Origin of the sequence: Rhodopila sp., from assembly GCF_035548095.1 — a bacterium.
GTDB lineage: Bacteria > Pseudomonadota > Alphaproteobacteria > Acetobacterales > Acetobacteraceae > Rhodopila.
Genome location: NZ_DASZUV010000029.1, coordinates 18,520 through 37,260, shown reverse-complemented (window position 1 = coordinate 37,260; position 18,741 = coordinate 18,520). Strand labels below are relative to the sequence as shown.

Sequence of the window (18,741 nt, the reverse complement as noted above, 5' to 3'; positions counted from 1 at the left end):
GCAAGATGAGCAACCGCCCGCCCGGGCGCAAGGCCAACATGGCAGCCCTGGCCGAAGCGCGGTAAGAATTTGGCCATGATCATCGACATGCACACCCATGCGGGCCGCCCTCGCCGCACCGGCGATGTCGACCGGTCCGTGCTCGCCACGATGCGCGGCGGCAATGTCGCGGCGGCGGTGGTCTCCGCCATCGGCGACATCGCGATGATCCGGCGTGACCCGGCAACCCGCCGCCTGGAGAAATTCCGCGACGCCAGCCCCGGCGAATGCCTGGATGCCGTGCAGGGCTACCTGGACAGTTTCGAAGCCGCCGGCATGCGCATCGCGCTGGAACCGGATGAGATCCGCGCCGATGACCCGTGCCTGGTGCTGGCGATCGAGGGCTGCGACTTCCTGGAAGGCGACCTGGACCGGCTGGACGCGATGGAGCGGCGGGGCGTGCGCAGCATCCAGCTGACCCACTACCTCGTGAACGAGACCGGCGACATCCAGACCGCGCCGCCGGTGCATGGCGGGCTGACACCGTTCGGCGCCGAAGCGGTGCGGCGGATGAACGCGGTGGGCATTATCGTCGATGTCGCCCACTGCTCCGAGGACACGGTGCGCGGCGTGGCGCGCGTCGCCACCCGGCCCTTCATCTGTTCGCACGCCAACCTGAAGGAACCCGGCCACCCGCACGGTGACCATCCCCGCTTCCTGGGTCCCGACTACGCCCGGATGGTCGTCGAGTCCGGCGGCGTGGTCGGCGCCTGGATCGCCGTGCTGAACGAGGAGAAGCTGCCCGGCATGATCCGGCACATGTTCCGGCTGATCGATGCGCTGGGCATCGACCATGTCGGCATCGGCACCGATCTGCCGGCCGGCGCGGCGGCGACGGAAATGCCGGATTTTCGCCGCCATCCGGAGCTGGAGGCGGCGCTGCGGGACCACGGCCTGGCGGAGGAGGAGGTCGAGAAGGTCTGTTCCGGCAACTGGCTGCGGGTGTTTCGCGCCGTACGCGGATAGGCTGCGGCCGTTGGCACGCGGCGGTTGGCATTCGGCCGTTGGCATGTGGCCGCCTGGGCCGACAGCCGCCTCAGCCCTTCTGGAACACCACCAGCCGAGCGTAGGAGCCGGCGAAGCGGGTAATGATCTCGGCCAGGCCGCCTTCATCGACGAGGTCGGCCGCATCCTCGGCGTCGAACCATTGCAGCCGCCGCTGCGCCTTCTCCGGCCAGTCGTCCAGCTGGCGCTCGACCCGGAACAGGAAGACGCGGACGCTGCACAGGATCGAGGTCTTGGCCAACCGCTTTTCGTAATGGAAGCTGCCGATCGCGCGCTTGCCGACGATTTCGCCGATCAGCCCCGCTTCCTCATAGGCTTCCTGGCAGGCGACCTCGGCCGGCTTCTTGCCCTTCATCGGCCAGCCCTTGGGGATGACCCAGCGCCCCGTCTCGCGCGACGTCAGCAGCAGGATCTGGCGCGTGCCGCGGTCGCTGAGCCGCCATGGCAGCGCGGCGAACTGCCTGGCACCCTGTGCCTTCTTGCCGGCCATGACACGTGTCTAAGCAGACATGCGTGGCAATGGCCACGAATGCCTGCATGGACAATGCTTGAGTCGCGTCATCTTGCCGCCTCCGCACCCGCGGCGCGCCGCTGCATGGCGCTCCGCTGGATAATGCTTAGCACAGCCACGTGGGTCGATGTGGTCAGGAATAACGCGCGACCACCCGGCCGAACGGACCGAAATCAGCGACGAAGGTTTCGCCGGGCCTGGGCCGCAGCATCCCGGTCAGGGTGCCGGTGCTGATCATCTGCCCGGCCTTCAGGCCGATGCCGGTGCGCGACAGCTCATTGGCCAGCCATGTTACGGACTCGATCGGATGGCCGATGGCCGGTGCGGCGGAACCGGAGCGGCGGCGCACACCGTTGCAGGTCAGAACGACCTCCTGGTGCACGATATCCCGTTCCCGCCAGCCTTCGATCGGCGGCCCGTAACAGATGATCCCGCCGCCGGAGCCATCGGCCAGGATTGCCGCCAGGGGCGGGAAATGATCGTCATGAACGAAACGGCATTCCGCCAGCTCGATGCCGGGGTGCAATGAGGCGACCGCTTCGGTCACCTCCTCCCTCGTGTACGGCGCGGCGCGCGGCGGCAGGTCGGTGCCAAGCAGGGCTTCGTATTCCGCCTCGGGGATCGGGCTGCACAGGGCGGCATGGACCACCGTCACCGGCGAGGGCCGGACATCCCCGGCGAAGACGCGGCCATAGATCGGCGAGTCCGTGCGCAGCGCCTTCTGCATCTCCGGCTTGTTGGCGGCTATTTTCCATCCCGCCACGGGGCGGCCCAGCTCTTCTTCCACCATGCGGGCGACGTGGTAGGCGGTGTCCTTGTCGGGGGGTACCAGCGCGGGATCGAGGCCGCTTTGCTGACGTCCCTCGCGCCGAAGCGTCGCGAGCAGGACCGCCAGCCCGCGCTGTTGCGCCATATCCATCGTCGTTTCCTCGTTGTCGCCTGCCGACGCCAATAACCGGATGGAAGCGGGAAGTCGAACAGGGCTGGCGATCGCGCTCTGGCGGGCCGGCGGCTTACGGCAACCGCCCGCCCCGCGCCGGGATGGCCTGGCAGAGCCGCCTCCTGGCGTCGCGTTCCGCCATTGACGCTGGCAAGACCGCGCGTGACATCCTCCTGCATTATCTCACTAGCGGAGCGTCCCATGCCACGGATCGACATCCGGCAGGCCGACATCACCAGCCTGGCGGTCGACGCCATCGTGAATGCCGCCAATACCTCCCTGCTGGGGGGCGGCGGGGTCGACGGTGCCATCCATCGCGCCGCCGGTCCTGGCCTGCTCGCCGAATGCCGCACCCTCAACGGTTGTCCAACCGGGGAGGCTCGGATCACCGCCGGCTACCGGCTGAAGGCGCGCCATGTGATTCACACGGTGGGCCCGGTCTATCGGGACGGGCGGCAAGGCGAGCCTGCTTTGCTGGCATCCTGCTACCGCAACAGCCTGCGCCTGGCCGTCGCGCACGGCGTGCGCAGCATCGCATTCCCGGCGATCAGCTGCGGGGTCTACGCCTATCCGATCCCGGAGGCAGCCCGGATCGCCATCGACACGGTGCGTGACATCGTCGCGCGGGAACCAGCCATCCGGCAGGTGATCTTTGCCTGCTTTGGCGCGGATGTCCTGGCGGCATTCCAGGATGCCGCGGGATAGACGCCGGGACTGCCGCGACACCGGTCGTCCGGCTGACACCCCCAGGCTGACACCACAATGTGACACCACAGGCTGACATCACACTGTGGCACCACAGGCTGACACCACAGTGTGACACGTCACACGTGTATACGTAACGAGGATTAACAATGCCAGGATGCGTCACACTTTCTGACGCTCCGGCACGCAAGAGCCGCTTTCCGGACGCGGCGGCGGCGCCAATGTGAGGGCCGTTCGCAAGGAGCTATCTGATGAAGATCATATCAAAAGCACTGTTGACGGCCGTGATTGCCGTCGCGCCGTTCGCCGTGGCCAGCGCGCAGGAAACCAATCCCGGCAACACCGCGGGGGGCCACGATCCGGTCGGGTACCCGTTCTATCCCGGGGCAGCCGAGCAGAACCCCGCCCTGACGACGGGCAGCCGGTATTCGGTGACAGGGGCAACCACGCCCGTCGAGAATCCGACGGTGCCGGGCGCGACGGGGATGATGATCGTCCGCGGCAACCATAGCACGATCAGTGGCGACCGCCGGGCGACCGTGCTGCAGAAAACCAGCGGCAGCGCCAGCGACGCCCCGGGCTGATACTGTCCCGGGGGTCTTAGCCAGGAATTGCGGCATGGTCGTGCCGGTGCCTCGGGCTGAGAAGAACCCCGGACGCGACAAAGGCGCAATAGACAAAGACGCAGTAGACAAGGGCGTGAGCCGGCCGGCTCACGCCCTTGTTGCAAACGAAACCGACAGGGTGAGAGGCAAGGCCTGGCCGGGTCAGGCCGCCTTCGCCATCCCGCGCAGCACGTATTGCAGGATGCCGCCGTGCTGGTAGTAGGCGACCTCATCCACCGTATCGATCCGGCAGGTCACGGGCACCGTGTCCACCTTGCCGTTCGGGCGATGGATCACCAGTGACAGGTCCATGCGCGGGGTGATGGTGCCCAGGCCGGTGATGTCGATGATTTCCTCACCGGTGATGCCCAGCGATTTGCGGTCCATGCCTTCCTTGAACACCAGCGGCAGCACGCCCATGCCGACAAGGTTGGAGCGGTGGATACGCTCGAAACTTTCGACGATCACCGCCTTCACGCCGAGCAGGAAGGTGCCCTTGGCCGCCCAGTCGCGGGAGGAGCCCGTGCCGTATTCCTTGCCGCCGAAGATGACCAGCGGGATGCCCTCCTTCTTGTACAGCATCGCCGCGTCGTAGATCGGCATCTCCCTGCCGTCCGGCAGGTGTTTGGTCATCCCGCCTTCGACGTTCTTCAGCATCTCGTTGCGGATGCGGATATTGGCGAAGGTGCCGCGCATCATCACTTCGTGATTGCCGCGGCGGGCGCCGTAGCTGTTGAAGTTGGCCTGGGTGACCTGGCGTTCCAGCAGGTATTCGCCGGCCGGCGAGGTCTTGCGGATGGACCCGGCGGGGCTGATGTGGTCGGTGGTGATGCTGTCGCCCAGCTCCGCCAGGATGCGGGCGCCCTTGATGTCGCCGACCGGCTTCGGCTCCATGGTGATGCCCTCGAAATAGGGCGGGTTCTTCACATAGGTGGACGTGTCGGACCAGCGATAGGTGGCGCTGTCGCCTTCCACCTGGATCGCCTGCCACTGCTTCGGCCCCTTGAACACCTCCCCATAACGCTTCAGGAACTGGTCGCGGGAGAGGGAGGCGCCGATGACATCGGCGATCTCCTTGTTCGTCGGCCACACATCCTTCAGATACACCGGCTTTCCATCGGAACCCGTGCCCAGCGGTTCCGTGGTGATGTCCACCGAGACCTTGCCCAGCAGGGAATAGGCCACCACCAGCGGCGGGGACGCCAGGTAGTTGGCGCGGACATTGGCGTGCACCCGGCCCTCGAAGTTGCGGTTGCCGGAGATCACGGCGGCGCCGACCAGCTTGTTGTCCTCGATCGCATCGACGATCGCGTCGTCCAGCGGGCCGGAGTTGCCGATGCAGGTGGTGCAGCCATAGCCGACGGTCTCGAAGCCCAGCGCGTCCAGGTCCTTGGTGAGGCCGGACTTGTCCAGATATTCCGTCACCACCTGCGACCCCGGCGCCAGCGACGTCTTCACCCAGGGCTTCGGCTTCAATCCCTTGGCGTTGGCCTTGCGCGCCACCAGCCCGGCCGCCACCAGCACCGAGGGGTTCGACGTATTGGTGCAGGAGGTGATGGCCGCGATCACCACGTCGCCGTGCGTCAGCTCGTAGTTCTTGCCTTCGACCTTGACCGAGAGCCCGACATCGTTGGCCGGCACGCCCAGCCCCTTGGTCAGGTCCGCCTTGAACGAGGACGACACGTCCTTCAGCAGCACCCGGTCCTGCGGCCGCTTCGGCCCGGCCATCGACGGCTGCACGGTCGACAGGTCCAGCTCCAGCGTATCGGTGAACACCGGGTCGGGCGAGCCGGACTCCCGGAACATGCCCTGCGCCTTCAGGTAGGCTTCGACCAGCGCCACGCGGTGGTTGTCGCGCCCGGACAGCCGCAGATAGTCCAGCGCGATCTTGTCGATCGGGAAGAACCCGCACGTGGCGCCATATTCCGGCGCCATGTTGCCGATGGTCGCGCGGTCCGGCAGGGCCAGTTCGTCCAGGCCGGGGCCGAAGAATTCGACGAATTTGCCCACCACGCCCTTCTTGCGCAGCATCTGCGTGACGGTCAGCACCAGGTCGGTGGCGGTGGCGCCTTCCGGCAGCCTGCCGGTCAGGCGGAAGCCGATCACGTCCGGGATCAGCATGGCGATGGGCTGCCCCAGCATGGCGGCCTCGGCCTCGATGCCGCCGACGCCCCAGCCCAGGATGCCCAGGCCGTTCACCATGGTGGTGTGGCTGTCGGTGCCATACAGCGTGTCCGGATAGGCGAAGGTGGTGCCCCTGTTGGTCGAGGTCCAGACGCACTGGCCGAGATATTCCAGGTTGACCTGGTGGCAGATGCCGGTGCCGGGGGGCACGACGCGGAAATTGTCGAACGCGTCCTGGCCCCAGCGCAGGAATTTGTAGCGCTCCTCGTTGCGCTCGAACTCGATGTCCACGTTCTTCTGCAGCGCGTCCGGCCGGGCGTACACGTCCACCATCACCGAATGGTCGATGACGAGGTCCACCGGGATCAGCGGGTTCACCTTGGCCGGGTCGCCGCCCAGGCGGGTGATGCCGTCACGCATGGCGGCGAGATCGACCACGGCGGGCACGCCGGTGAAGTCCTGCATCAGGATGCGCGCCGGCTTGAAAGGCACCTCGGAGGTGGAGCCGGCCTTCGCCAGCCAGCCGGCGATCGCCTTGGCATCGTCGACCGTGTAGCTGCGCCCGTCCTCGAACCGCAGCACATTCTCCAGCAGCACTTTCAGGCTGACCGGCAGGCGGGAGATGTCACCCAGCGTCTTGGCCGCCTCGGGGAGCGAGAAATAGGCGTATTCCTTGCCACCGACACTCAGCGTGCGGCGTGTTTTCAGGGTGTCTTGCCCGACTGCGGTCATTGCTGTGCCTCGTCCCGGGTCACGGGACGCCTTCCCGTTGGTGCGGCCCCGAGTGTAATGCTGGCCGCGGATGCGATGTGTTTGTGCAGTGCGGCTTTAACCATACAGTCTCACAGGCGTCCACTGGGGGGTTTGACAGAGGAGCATGCGATGCTGACCGCGGAGGCATTGGCGGTTTTCCGCGGCGAGCGCCTTGTGTTCCGGGACCTGTCGTTCCGGCTGCCGCGCGGCGGCGCGCTGGTGCTGGCGGGGCCGAACGGGTCGGGGAAATCGACGCTGCTGCGGCTGCTGGCCGGGCTGGTGCAACCGGTGGCGGGACAGCTGCTGTGGGACGGCCGGAATGCCTTGGCCGATCCGGCGGCGCATGGCCGGCGCGTCGCCTATGTCGGCCATCTGGACGCGGTGAAGCCCGGCCTGACGGTGGCCGAAAATCTTCGTTTCGCCGCCCGCGTCACCGGCCGCCCGGTGGCCGAGGCGCTGGATGTGCTGGCGCTGCGCGGCCTGGCGGACCTGCCGGCCCGCATGCTGTCGGCCGGACAGAAGCGGCGTCTGGCACTGTCGCGGCTGGCCTTGTCCGCCGCGCCGCTCTGGCTGCTGGATGAGCCGACGATTGGCCTGGACACCGCCTCGATCGCCGCGTTCGGCGCCATGCTGCGCCGCCACCTGGCCGATGGCGGAATGGTCGTGGCGGCGACCCATGTCCCGCTGCCCCTGGACCACGCCGACCGCCTGCCGCTGGGTGAGGCACGCGGCGATGCCAAGGCGAATGGGACCGCCGGAAATGGCGCGGTTGGCAATGGCGCGGTTGGCAATGGCGCGGCTGGAAGTGACGCGGCTGGAGATGGCACCATGGGCGGCGCGTCGGGCGAACCCTTCGCCGGGGCCGCCTGACCCGTGACGGCGCCGCGCGCATTTTTCGCGGTCCTGGCCCGCGACGTGCGCCTGTCGGTGCGACACGGCGCCGACACGCTGGCGACGCTGCTGTTCTTTCTGGTTGCCGCCTCCCTGTTTCCGCTGGCCATCGGCCCGGCGCCGGAGACGCTGGGCCGGATCGCGCCCGGCGTGGTCTGGGTCTGCGCCCTGCTGGCCGCGCTGCTGCCGCTGGACCGGTTGTTCGGCGCCGATCAGGAGGATGGGTCCCTCGACCTGCTGCTGCTGTCCGGCCTGCCGGCTTTCGGCATCGCCGCGGCGAAGGCGGCCGCCCACTGGCTGGTCACCGGCGTGCCCCTGCTGCTGGCCGCCGGCCCGGCGGCGATCATGCTGCGGATGCAGGAGGACACGGTGCCGGTCCTGCTGCTGGGCCTGTTGCTGGGCAGCCCCCTGCTCTCCCTGTTCGGCAGCATGGGCGCCGCCATCGTGCTGGGCGCCCGGCGCGGCGGCGTGCTGCTGCCGCTGCTGATCCTGCCGCTGATGACGCCGGTGCTGATCTTCGGCGTGGGTGCCGCCGACGCGGCGGCAACCGGACTGTCGCCGCGGCCGAACCTGCTGCTGCTGGGGGCGATGCTGGCGGCGGCACTGCCGCTATGCCCGATCGCCGCCGGCGCCGCGCTGCGCGCCGCGGCGGAGTAGCCGTGGCGGCGGGGCAGTCATGGGGGCGGAGTAGCCATGGGGGCGGAGCGGGATTTGAAGAACGGACGGTCGCGAAAAAGCCGCGAAAACGGATAGCCGCGAGAATGGGCAGCCCCGAAAATGGACAGCCGCGAAAACGGGCGACCGCGCACGGCGGGCCCGCGCCCGCGACAACGAACCGGCTCGCGGTGAGGCGGACGCCGCGCCGGATGGCATCACTTGCCGATGCAGAATGCCGAGAAAATCGTATCCAGCAGGTCCTCGACGCCGACATGGCCGGTGATGCGCCCGAGTTCGCGCATCGCCAGCCGCAGATCCTCGCCGCGCAATTCCGGCAGCGCCGCCGTTTCGGCCGCGTCCAGCAGCGCCGCCGCCGCCAGCAGCGCGGCCCGGTGGCGGGCGCGGGTCAGCGGCGGCGGGCCATCGGTTTCGGTCATCGCCCGCGCCGCTTGGGCCAGCCGGTCGCGCAGCCCGTCCATCCCCTCACCGGACCGCGCACTGATCCGCAGCGCGCCATCCGGCCCGTTCCCGCCGAGATCGGCCTTGGTGGCGACCAGCACGTGGCTGGCCGGCAGGTCCGCCGGCGCGTTTGCGCCGGCCTCGACCAGGTGAATGACGAGGTCGGCATCCCGCGCGCGGGCCCGCGCCCGGCGCACGCCCTCGGCCTCGATGGCATCCTCGGTCTGCCGCAGCCCGGCGGTATCCGCCAGGGTCACCGGCACGCCGCCCAGGACGACGCGTGCCTCCAGCACGTCGCGGGTCGTGCCGGGGATATCCGAGACGATGGCGACATCCCGTTCCGCCAGGGCATTGATCAACGTCGACTTGCCGACATTGGGCGCACCGGTGATGGCGAAATGCAGCCCCTCGCGCAGCTTCTCGCCGCGGCCCGCGTCGTCCAGGTGGCGACGGATGTCATCCCGGACCGCACGCAGCGTCGCCAGCAACGCGGCGTCCACCTCCGGCGGCAGGTCCTCATCCGGAAAGTCGATCAAGGCCTCCTGATGCGCCAGAACGGTCCGCAGCCGGTCCGACCAGCCGCGGTACAGAGCGCCCAGCGCGCCGTCCAACTGGCGTAGCGCCTGGCGGCGCTGCGCATCCGTCTCGGCCTCGATCAGGTCGTTGATCGCCTCGGCCTCGATCAGGTCCAGCCGGCCGTTCAGGAAGGCGCGGCGGGTGAACTCACCGGGTTCGGCGGGACGCAGCCCCGCCTCGGCCAGCGCATGGGCGACCGCCTCGATCACCGCCCGGCCGCCATGCAGATGCAGCTCGGCGGCGTCCTCACCCGTATAGGTCCGTGGACCGGGCAGCCACAGCACCAGCGCGCGGTCCAGGGTCCCATCCTTGCCGTCACGCAACCGCCGCAGGCTGGCCTGGCGCGGCGGCGGCAACGCGCCGCCACACAGCGCCGCCAGCACCGCCGCCGTCCGCGGGCCGCTGATGCGCATGACCGCGATCGCGGCGCGACCGGCCCCGGAAGCCAGCGCGAAGATGGTTTCAGCGGTCATGGGGCGACAACCCGGCGCTTGCCAATACAGTTGTCTGCAGCACCGCTGTCCGCGGCGTCAACCGGGAATTCATCCAACGGCCCGAGAATGAAAGAAGCTGGCGGAAACCGGACCGCCAGCTTCCTACAGGAAGATGAAGATGCCGTACCATCCCATCTTCCTGCGCGGATGCTGGTGATCGTGATGATGACAGTCAAGATCATCGTCAGGCCGCGCCAGGAGACGGGCCGGCTGCTCCGGGCGGCCGGCCTATCCCGGTGAAGACCGCCGGAAATCCGGCGGCCAAACTCCGCGGCTATGGCGCCTGCAAACGATACACCCGAGCGGCGGTGCCGCTGTACAGGGCGCGTTTCTCCGCCGCGGACGCGCCCGCCGTGATCCGCTTGAACGCATTCCACAGCTCGGTATAGCCACCCGACTGCTTGTCCGGCGGGAAGTTGCTTTCGAACATGCAGCGATCGACGCCGAAGGCCTCGATGCACGGCTCGATATACATGCGCCATGCCTCGGCCAGTTCCTCCGATGTCGGCGGCAGCGCGCGCTCATGAAAGTCGAAGCCGAACGAGACCATCCCCACGCCGCCCAGCTTGCAGTTCACGTTCGGACATTTCGCCAGCTCGATGATGTTCTTCTTCCACTCGGACAGAATCTCCTGCCGCTTGCCGGAATACGGCCCGACGCCCAGCACGCCGCCGACATGGTTCAGGATGAACGTGGTGTCCGGAAAGGCGCGCGCCAGCGCGATCGCCTCGGGAAGTTGCGGATGATACTGCCAGGACTCGAAGCTCAGCCCCAGCTTGGCGAGCTGGGCGAAGCCTTCCCGCCAGGTCTTGTCCGCGCTGGTGCCGGGGGGCACGTGACGCGACGCGTATTGGCCCACCGACGGATGCGGATCATAGGCGATGCCGTAGCGTATGCCACGATAGCGGCCGCCGGCGGCGGTGATCTGCGCCTCCAGCACCTCCCGCACGCGGGCACCGATCGTCAGGTCGGCATGACCGACAATGCCTTCCGCCACGCGGCACGTGCCGTACTGGCCGGATGCGCTGAGCGCCGCCTGGCCCACCACGAACTCCACCTCGCCGACGGGCGCCATCTCCGGCGGTCCGCCGGCACGGTACATGGCCTGGCATTCCAGAAAGACCGTCGAAACGATATTGTGCCCGCCGCTGATATCATCCAATAGTTCCGGCAGGAAGTAATGCCCGCGATGCGGCGTATCCCACAAGTGGTGGTGCGGATCGATGATCGGCAGGTCCGGTTCCAGCGCCTGCTCCCGCGGCCGCTTCTCCAGCCACGCCTTCAGGTCGGCGTTGTTGCGGTAGACGATGCCACGAAACTCACCCTTGGAATCCCCTGCCATTTCCTGCCCTTTCCCCTTGTTGCCCATTCCCTCGGGACTGTCGCCCCCGGGACTGTCAGTCGCCCGCGAGCGCGCGCGAATCTGAGGCGCCGATCGCGCCGGGTCAAGCGCGCGGCCGGATCAGATGAAGCGCGCGACCGGTGTCATTCCCAGGAAGAACTGACCGCAGACCTCGATATGGCCTGTCCGTCCCTGAACCTGCTGCGCCGACGCATGGATATCGCGCATCTTCCGCTCAAACGCATTGCTGGTGAAGATCGCCGTCGCGCCGGCCTCGTGATAGGCGGATTCCGCAACGGTCTTGGCCTGCCGGATCGCGGTGGTCGTCGCCAGGCGCATCAGGACCCGGTTTTCCATATCCAGCGTGCCGGTGCGGCGGATGCAGGCTTCGGCATCACGGATCGACTCCAGAACGAAGGCGCGGACCGAGCGCAGCTTCGCCTCGTTTTCGGCGATCAGATGGTGCATCACCGGGCTGTCCCGCAGGGCACGCGCGGCATTGGACGGCACCTTCGTCATCGCCAGCGCGCGCAGCGCATCCAGCATGCCGCGGGCGATCCCCATCGACACGGCGGCGAAGCCGGTCGAATAGGCGCTGGTGGTGGTGAACTGGAAGAACGGGTCGTCGATCCGGCGCTCCGCGTCGATATCGCGGCGGACGGTATAGGCGTCCGGCACGAAGACGTCGGTCAGCGTATAGGTGTCACTGCCGGTGCCGCGCAGCCCCACCACGTCCCAGGTGCTGGACCATGTCACCTGCTCCTGCCGCACCAGCATGGTGCGTTCGATCGGCCTGCCGTCCTGGTCGCGCAGCAGCGATCCATCCGGCAGTTCGACATGGCAATGCGCCCCCATCCAGCTTGCGTGGTGGCCGCCGCTGCCGAACGCCCAGCGGCCGGTAACGCGATAGCCGCCCGGCACCACCTTGGCGATGCCGTCCAGCTGGAAACCCCAGGCGAGCACGCCGCGCGGGTCGTCACCCCAGATCGTGCGCGCCACGTGCGGCTCGACATAGGCCGCCGCCATCGAACAGCCGCTCGCTTGTCCGACACACCACGCCGTGGAGGCATCCGCCGCGGCCATGATCTCCATCGCCTTGACGAAGGACTCCAGCCCGCCGCCGTATCCGTTCAGTGTCTTCGGCAACAGCATCCGATACAGCGCGCGCTGGTGCAGCGCGTCGACGACAGCCGGCGTCAGCCTGCCCAGGGCCTCGATCCGCGGCGCCTCCTCCTGCAGGACCGGCGCGATGTCGCGAGCCTGGGCGACCGGATCGTCCGGCACCGGGCCAGGATGGGGTGCCTGTGTCGGTTGCGTCGCCACGCTCATTCGCCGCTGCCTTCCGCCCGCTCGGCGTCGGGGCGCGGCGGGCTCACGGTGAGCCCCTCACGCCCCGTAACCCGTTGATGACAGGGCGCGACCGGCCCCTTCGGCCTGCCGGCCCGGCGGATCGCGCGATGCACGGCGGCAGTACCGGCGGTTTGCCGGGTGCTGTCAACTCGCGGCCATCTGCTCCCGCATGGTGCGGGCCCGAGCCAGGATCTTGTTCTCGATCTCGGTGACGGTCGAGGCCTGGACGGGTGCGTCGACCCACTGGCCCCTGCTGTCCAGCACCTGGCGATAGATGTTGGCCTTCACCCCATCGGCGCGCAGGTCGCGGCTGAGGATATAGACGGTTGCCTTGAACCGCTCCCCGCTCGTGCCGGGCGGCGTGTACCAATCGGTGATGATGACACCGCCGAACGGATCCGCCGAAGCCAGCGGCATGAAGGAGATCGTGTCCAGCGCGCCGCGCCACAGGAACGCGTTGACGCCGATCCCGGTGCCGGGGCCGGCACCGCCGCCGCTGCTGCCGGGCCGGTTGATGCCGGACTTGTCGATGCCGAAGATGACCCCGCTATCCTCACCGCCCATCCGGTTCACCGACGGGTCGCCGGCGGATCCGCTGCCCAGGCCCTGGTAGTTCGGCGGCGTCGGGTTCGGCTTCAGCGCGTCGGAGGAGCATCCCGCCAGCGCCAGCACGGCAAGGCAGGCCGCGGGACAAAGCCAGGCAAGGGACGAGCGTGGCAACATCAAACCTCTGATCTCCTGGTCGACCGCGACAGGCGGCGGGTAGCGTTTAGACTCCGCGGTTTCGGTCAGCAACCCGAGGCACCGGCGGGACCGGCTGAATACTAGAAAAAAGGCGGCGGGACCATGGCCCCGCCGCCTCATCCGGTAAGACTGTGTAACTGCCTGTTACCAGGTCAGGACAGTCGCGAACAGCACACCCTGAGCCTGGCCGTTGGACGTGCCGTAGCAGGTCTTGGTGCCGCAGGCGTACGACCCGACCGAGTTGGTCTGGAAGTTGTACATGCCCTGGTGGCGGAAGGTATACATGTACTCGCCGACCAGCGAGAGACCCGGGGCGACGCGATAGGTGCCACCGATCGCGAACTCCTGCTCATTACGCTGCGTCAGCCCGGTCAGCTGCGCGGCGCCCTGAGACTGGATGTTGCCGTATTCGACGCCCAGCGTGATCGGACCGTTCGCGTAGGTGATACCGGTCAGATAGGCGTTCATGCTGACGCCGCCGGTCGGCCGCATCGCCAGCTGGCCGTTCACCGCACCGCCGATATAGTCGAAGGCGAAGGTGGTGTTCAGCGCCGTGATCGCCGTGCCGGCCTTGTAGAAGCTCAGGTTGTCATAGCGCAGGTTCATCGGGTTGGCCGACGGCGACGGGGACACATAGGCGGTCGTCGTCAGCGTTTCCTTGCCGGCGGTCTCATAGAAGCCATAGGCCTTGAAGTCGACCGCGCCGAAGGTCTGCTGGAAGCGCAGGCCAACGCCGACCTGGTTATACCAGCGCGTCGCGTCGTTGCCGGACGTCACGCCGATGCAGGTCGGACCAGCCTGGGTGCAGCCGACGCCCGCGCCCGTCATCTGGTAGGTGTTGCCCATGTTCGGGGCATACTGGGCACCGAAGTCGAAGCCGTAGAACTGCGGCGACAGGTAGACGATCTTGGTGTTGTCATACTCGGCGCCGGCCTGTGCCAGCCAGACGAACGGGATATTGTCGGGACCGCTCGCCGTGTTGCCGCCGGTCAGGAAGCCGCCGTTGAAGTTGCCGACACCACCGTCCCAGCACTGCGAGGTAAATACGCAGTTATCGAACAGGCCGATGACGCCGTCGCCCTGGCCGACGCGGAGCAGGCCGACCTTATCGGAGGCCAAATAGGTGAAGGCGCGGCGGACATACAGGGTCTGCTGGACGTCGTTGCCGCTGGGGCTGTTGGCCGCGCCGCCGGTGGACGAGGACGGCCAGGCGCGATCGGCGGAGCCGAAATTGGTGCGGATTTCAGCCGACGCACCATACCGCAGGCCGTTCGACGACACGCCGTCGAAGCCCGGATACAGACGCAGATAGGCCGCGATGCCCAGCGGGTTGAGCTTGTAACCGGTCGACTGGCCGGCGTTGTTCACGCTGCTGTCGCCGCTGGTCCAGGCAGCGGTCATGTCGACTTCGACGCGGCCGTTCAACCGGATCACGACGGTGCCGGGGGTCGGGACCGCGACCTGGTTCGGCGCGTAGATGGTGCTGAGCGGACCGGCGGCCACGCTACCGGACGGCGTGTTGGCGATACCCCAGGCGTTGTTGTTGTTGTTCGCGGCCGGACCCGACCCGTACGGGCCGATCATCTGACCCTGCAGCGGGTTGGGTGTCGGTATGGCAGCCGTATTTTGCGCGAACGCCAGACCGCTGGTCGCCCCCAAGATCGCCGCGCTTGCCAAAAGAAGCTTACGCATGAAAGTCCTCCATCTTTTCACCGGCACGCCGGCGACTTCCCCAAGGCCCCGCCCGTCTATCCCTGCGAACAGGCGGAGAGCAGCAAGACCTGGGCAAGATTAATGAACGTTGCGTCATTGGCAGGCAACCCGCTTCGGCGCCGCAGCATGGCAATTCCGAAACACTGTGGCGACTCAGCCACAAGCCCCCTTAACAGCCGATTATCCCTGGATTTAACCGCCCCATGCCGAGCACCCACCGGTTCCGGAAGCGTGCGCGGGCGCCTTGGCAAGAGAAATTTTCGGACGCGCCGTCATTCCGCCTGGGAACGCCCATCCGGCCCGTCCGGCCCCGCGGTCCGCGCGCGGCCGGCGGCAGCGCCACACACACGACAGGCGGCCCTCCGCCGTCAGCCAGCCGCCGCCGCGTCCTCGATCAGCACCACGTGCAGCCGCCGCGGGCCGTGCGCGCCAAGTTCCAGTGTCTGCTCGATATCGGCGGATCGTGACGGGCCGGTGACCAGCATCACGTTGCGCGGCATCCCGCCCGCAACCATTCCAGCCGGAGCCGGTCCATCCAAGATCGGTCCGCTCCGGGCGGCGCGCAGCTTGTCCCACGCCTCCTCATAGGCGCCGACGATATCCGAGGCGCGCAGCACCACGATCTCGGTATCCGGCAGCAGGTTCAGCGTCACCGGCCGGTCCGGCGCGCTGGGCAGCATGATGGTGCCGGTCTCGGCGATCCCGGCAAAGCCATGCTGGACACTGACGAGGTCGGAGCCCCCGGCTCGGCCTTCCCGGATCGCCAGCAACGGCCGCGATGACCACGGGAGCGCCTGCAAGGCCGCATGCGGCGCCATCACCAGGCGGCTGGGCAGGTTCTGCGCGCCAAGATAATCCGCCACCGCCGCCGGCACATCGGCGGGATCGGCCACCCGGGCGACGGTGCCGAACTCCTTCTCGACATTGCGGACGAACAGATCGACCTGGCCGGGATGCGGCAGGCGGGAGCGCGCCGGGATCGGATGCCGCGGATGATGATCGAGTCGCTCCCGCAGCATCGCCGCCTGGTCGGGCGGCAGGGGGCCGCGCCGCAGGCCGCGGCGGATGGCGGTCAGGATCTGCTCGCGGCTCATGACCGGCCCCTCGCCCGCTGCTCGCGCGCGTACCGGGCGAAGAAGGTGTCGCCTTCCGGGGCCGGCAGGTCGCGGCCCTTGGTCCAGCCCCCCGCCATGGGCAGCCAGCCCAGGCGGCCGCGCCGCCGCCCGACCGCGCCGAGGCCGAACGCCGCCGCCCGCGTCACCCAGCGATACAGGCGCGGCCGACGGGCGAACCATGCCCATAGCCCCAGATTCGCGCGCGCCGCGCCCGGCATCAGGTGCCGCTCGAACGCGCGTTCCCGCCAATGGCGCATCAGGCCGGGCAGCGGGATGCGCACCGGGCAGACGCTTTCGCACTTGCCGCAGAAGGTCGAGGCGTTCGGCAGGTGTCCCGCCCGGTCCACGCCGATCAGGCCGGGGGTCAGCACGGCCCCCATCGGGCCGGGATATACCCAGCCATAGGCATGGCCGCCGACCACGCCATAGACCGGGCAGTGATTCATGCAGGCGGCACAGCGGATGCAGCGCAGCATGTCCTGGAACGCGGAGCCCAGCATGCCGGACCGGCCATTGTCGATCAGCACGACATGGTATTCCTCCGGCCCGTCCAGGTCGCCGGGACGGCGCGCCCCGGTCGAGAAGGTGGTGTAGACGGAAAAATCCTGCCCGGTGGCGGATCGCGCCAGCACGCGCAGCAGCGACATGCAGTCCTCCAGCGTCGGCACGCATTTCTCGATGCTGGCCAGCACGATATGCACCCGCGGCAGGGTCTGGGTCAGGTCGCCATTGCCCTCATTGGTGACGATGACCGACGATCCGGTCTCGGCGATCAGGAAATTGGCGCCGGTGATGCCGACATCGGCGGCCAGGAACCGCGCCCGCAGCCTGGCGCGCGCCTCGTTCAGGATATCCCGCCGCTCGGTGAAGCTGCGGTCGGCCGGCAGGTCGGTATGGGCTTTCCGAAACGTCTCCTCCCAGTCCTCCAAATTCAGATGGAAGGCCGGGGCGATGATGTGGCTCGGCAGCTCGTGGCGAAGCTGGATGATGTATTCGCCGAGATCGGTCTCGACCGGGGTGATGCCGTTGGCCTCCAGGTGGTCGTTGATGGCGATCTCCTCGCCGATCATCGACTTGCCCTTGGTGACGGTCCTGGCCCCGGCCGCCTGGCAGATGGACAGGACGGCGGCGCGCGCGTCCTCGGCCGTCGCGCACCAATGCACCTTGCCGCCCGCCTGCAGCACGTTCCGCTCATAAGTCTCGAGGTAGAAATCCAGGTTGGCGAGGGCGTGGTTCTTGATGTCCCGCGCCTCATCGCGCAGCGCCTCGAACTCCGGCAGCGCGGCCGCCGCGGCGGCACGGCGGGCGATGAAGCTGGGGCCGCTGCGGGCAAGGGCCTTCTGCAGCCCCGTATCGTTCAGCGCGCGGGAGGCGTTCTGCTTGAAGGCGGGCGAGGTCGCGATATGCATGGCGCAGGAATAGCCGGCCGCCAAAGGGCTGGCTACCGGCGGATGGCCCGGCCGAGGGCAGGCCGGCCAGGCCCGAGGCCGGATGTCGCGGGTGATCCGCGTCCGCTTATCGGTTCCCGCCTATCGATCGAATGATCGACGGTGCCGGCAACCCGGGAAACCCGCGGCGCCCCGCCGGCGGCTTGAGGATGGTCCGCCGCTCCGTTATCCCTCGCCGCAGCAACAAAGGACGCGTCCCATGACCCGCACCCACAACATCGCCGTGCTGCCCGGCGACGGCATCGGCAAGGAGACCGTGCCGGAATCCCTCAAGGTGCTGGATGCCGCCGCCCGGCGGTTCGGGTTCGATCTGAACCTGACCCATTACGACTGGTCGTGCGAGACCTTCAAGGAAACCGGCAAGATGATGCCCGATGACGGGCTGGACCAGCTGGCGAAGTCGGATTCGATCCTGCTGGGCGCCGTCGGCTGGCCGGGCGTGCCGGACCATGTCTCCCTGTGGGGCCTGCTGATCCCGATCCGCCGCGGCTTCGACCAGTATGTGAATATCCGCCCGTGCAAGCTGATGCCCGGCGTGCGCACGCCGCTGGCCGGACGCACAGAGGCGGATATCGACTTCTACGTGGTGCGGGAGAATACCGAAGGCGAATACTCGTCCGTCGGCGGGCGGATGTTCGAGGGGACGGAGCGCGAATTCGTCTCCCAGCAGAGCGTGTTCACCCGCATCGGCACCGACCGCATCCTGCGCTACGCGTTCGAGCTGGCGCGCAGCCGGCCGAAGAAGCATCTGACCTCCGCCACCAAGTCCAACGGCATCACCTATACGATGCCGTATTGGGATGAGCGGTTTGCCGCGATCGGGAAGGAGTATCCGGATGTGCGGACGGACCAGTACCATATCGACATCCTGTGCGCGCATTTCGTGCAGCACCCGGACTGGTTCGATGTCGTTGTGGGATCGAACCTGTTCGGCGACATCCTGTCCGACCTGGGACCGGCCGTCGCCGGCTCGATCGGCATCGCCGCCGGCGGCAACGTGAACCCGGAACGGACGTTTCCGTCCATGTTCGAGCCGGTGCATGGATCGGCGCCGGACATCGCCGGCAAGTTCATCTGCAACCCGATCGGGCAGATCTGGTCGGCGGCGCTGATGCTGGAGCATCTGGGCGAGGCGGCGGCCGGCAAGGCGATCGTCGACGCGATCGAAACCCTGCTGCGTGAAAGCGGGCCGAAGACCCGCGACATGGGCGGCCAGGCCGGCACCGCCGATGTCGGCACCGCGATCGCCGAGCTGGTGGCGCGGGGGTAG

General features: G+C 68.1%; 16 protein-coding genes. 6 read left to right on the top strand and 10 right to left on the bottom strand.

All coding sequences use genetic code 11. From position 1 onward, the window contains the following. Window positions 1–75: 75 nt before the first annotated feature. A complete protein-coding gene (locus VHC04_RS20790; RefSeq protein ID WP_325684656.1) occupies window positions 76–1,005 on the top strand; it encodes a dipeptidase in 930 nt (309 codons plus the stop codon). 70 nt (window positions 1,006–1,075) lie between these two features. Here VHC04_RS20790 and VHC04_RS20785 read toward each other — a convergent pair whose 3' ends face one another. Then, on the bottom strand, window positions 1,076–1,534 hold the full coding sequence (locus VHC04_RS20785) for an NUDIX hydrolase (protein WP_325684655.1): 459 nt from the start codon (window positions 1,532–1,534) through the stop codon (window positions 1,076–1,078). A 154-nt stretch (window positions 1,535–1,688) separates the two neighbouring features. Beyond that, complete coding sequence (locus VHC04_RS20780; RefSeq protein WP_325684654.1) at window positions 1,689–2,474, bottom strand: 2-keto-4-pentenoate hydratase; 786 nt, start codon at window positions 2,472–2,474, stop codon at window positions 1,689–1,691. Between the two features lie 222 nt (window positions 2,475–2,696). Between VHC04_RS20780 and VHC04_RS20775 the strand changes: the two genes are divergently transcribed. Together VHC04_RS20775 and VHC04_RS20770 are read left to right on the top strand one after the other, a co-directional pair. Then, window positions 2,697–3,200: an O-acetyl-ADP-ribose deacetylase gene (locus VHC04_RS20775; RefSeq protein ID WP_325684653.1), complete on the top strand. Its 504-nt coding sequence runs from the start codon at window positions 2,697–2,699 to the stop codon at window positions 3,198–3,200. Window positions 3,201–3,451: 251 nt separating this feature from the next. Then, window positions 3,452–3,784 (top strand): hypothetical protein, encoded by a 333-nt coding sequence (locus tag VHC04_RS20770; protein ID WP_325684652.1) that lies wholly within the window; start codon window positions 3,452–3,454, stop codon window positions 3,782–3,784. A gap of 183 nt (window positions 3,785–3,967) precedes the next feature. On the opposite strand, the gene acnA is transcribed toward VHC04_RS20770, so the two are convergent. Next, window positions 3,968–6,661: an aconitate hydratase AcnA gene (gene acnA / locus VHC04_RS20765; protein ID WP_325684651.1), complete on the bottom strand. Its 2,694-nt coding sequence runs from the start codon at window positions 6,659–6,661 to the stop codon at window positions 3,968–3,970. A gap of 150 nt (window positions 6,662–6,811) precedes the next feature. Between acnA and ccmA the strand changes: the two genes are divergently transcribed. Both ccmA and ccmB read left to right on the top strand, forming a co-directional pair. Next, window positions 6,812–7,552 carry a heme ABC exporter ATP-binding protein CcmA gene (ccmA, locus tag VHC04_RS20760; RefSeq protein ID WP_413789127.1) on the top strand — a complete coding sequence of 247 codons (741 nt, stop codon included), beginning with the start codon at window positions 6,812–6,814 and terminating at the stop codon, window positions 7,550–7,552. Window positions 7,553–7,555: 3 nt separating this feature from the next. Then, window positions 7,556–8,230 (top strand): heme exporter protein CcmB, encoded by a 675-nt coding sequence (gene ccmB / locus VHC04_RS20755; protein ID WP_325684650.1) that lies wholly within the window; start codon window positions 7,556–7,558, stop codon window positions 8,228–8,230. Window positions 8,231–8,445: 215 nt separating this feature from the next. On the opposite strand, the gene mnmE is transcribed toward ccmB, so the two are convergent. The 7 genes from mnmE to VHC04_RS20720 all read right to left on the bottom strand — a co-directional run bounded on the left by mnmE (window position 8,446) and on the right by VHC04_RS20720 (window position 17,432). Then, window positions 8,446–9,738 carry a tRNA uridine-5-carboxymethylaminomethyl(34) synthesis GTPase MnmE gene (gene mnmE / locus VHC04_RS20750; RefSeq protein WP_325684649.1) on the bottom strand — a complete coding sequence of 431 codons (1,293 nt, stop codon included), beginning with the start codon at window positions 9,736–9,738 and terminating at the stop codon, window positions 8,446–8,448. 295 nt (window positions 9,739–10,033) lie between these two features. Further along, entirely contained in the window at window positions 10,034–11,101 is a 1,068-nt protein-coding gene (locus VHC04_RS20745) for an amidohydrolase family protein (protein WP_325684648.1), read from the bottom strand. Between the two features lie 120 nt (window positions 11,102–11,221). Beyond that, the gene (locus VHC04_RS20740; RefSeq protein WP_325684647.1) at window positions 11,222–12,430 is read right to left on the bottom strand and encodes a hypothetical protein; all 1,209 of its coding nucleotides are present in this window, start codon (window positions 12,428–12,430) and stop codon (window positions 11,222–11,224) included. Between the two features lie 165 nt (window positions 12,431–12,595). Beyond that, a complete protein-coding gene (locus VHC04_RS20735; protein WP_325684646.1) occupies window positions 12,596–13,174 on the bottom strand; it encodes a DUF3576 domain-containing protein in 579 nt (192 codons plus the stop codon). A gap of 165 nt (window positions 13,175–13,339) precedes the next feature. Then, on the bottom strand, window positions 13,340–14,887 hold the full coding sequence (locus tag VHC04_RS20730) for a porin (protein ID WP_325684645.1): 1,548 nt from the start codon (window positions 14,885–14,887) through the stop codon (window positions 13,340–13,342). A gap of 389 nt (window positions 14,888–15,276) precedes the next feature. Further along, complete coding sequence (locus VHC04_RS20725) at window positions 15,277–16,002, bottom strand: LutC/YkgG family protein (RefSeq protein WP_325684644.1); 726 nt, start codon at window positions 16,000–16,002, stop codon at window positions 15,277–15,279. Beyond that, window positions 15,999–17,432 carry a lactate utilization protein B gene (locus VHC04_RS20720; RefSeq protein WP_325684643.1) on the bottom strand — a complete coding sequence of 478 codons (1,434 nt, stop codon included), beginning with the start codon at window positions 17,430–17,432 and terminating at the stop codon, window positions 15,999–16,001. The genes VHC04_RS20725 and VHC04_RS20720 overlap by 4 nt, the downstream gene beginning before the upstream one ends. Window positions 17,433–17,670: 238 nt before the next feature. Between VHC04_RS20720 and VHC04_RS20715 the strand changes: the two genes are divergently transcribed. Beyond that, complete coding sequence (locus tag VHC04_RS20715; RefSeq protein WP_325684642.1) at window positions 17,671–18,741, top strand: tartrate dehydrogenase; 1,071 nt, start codon at window positions 17,671–17,673, stop codon at window positions 18,739–18,741.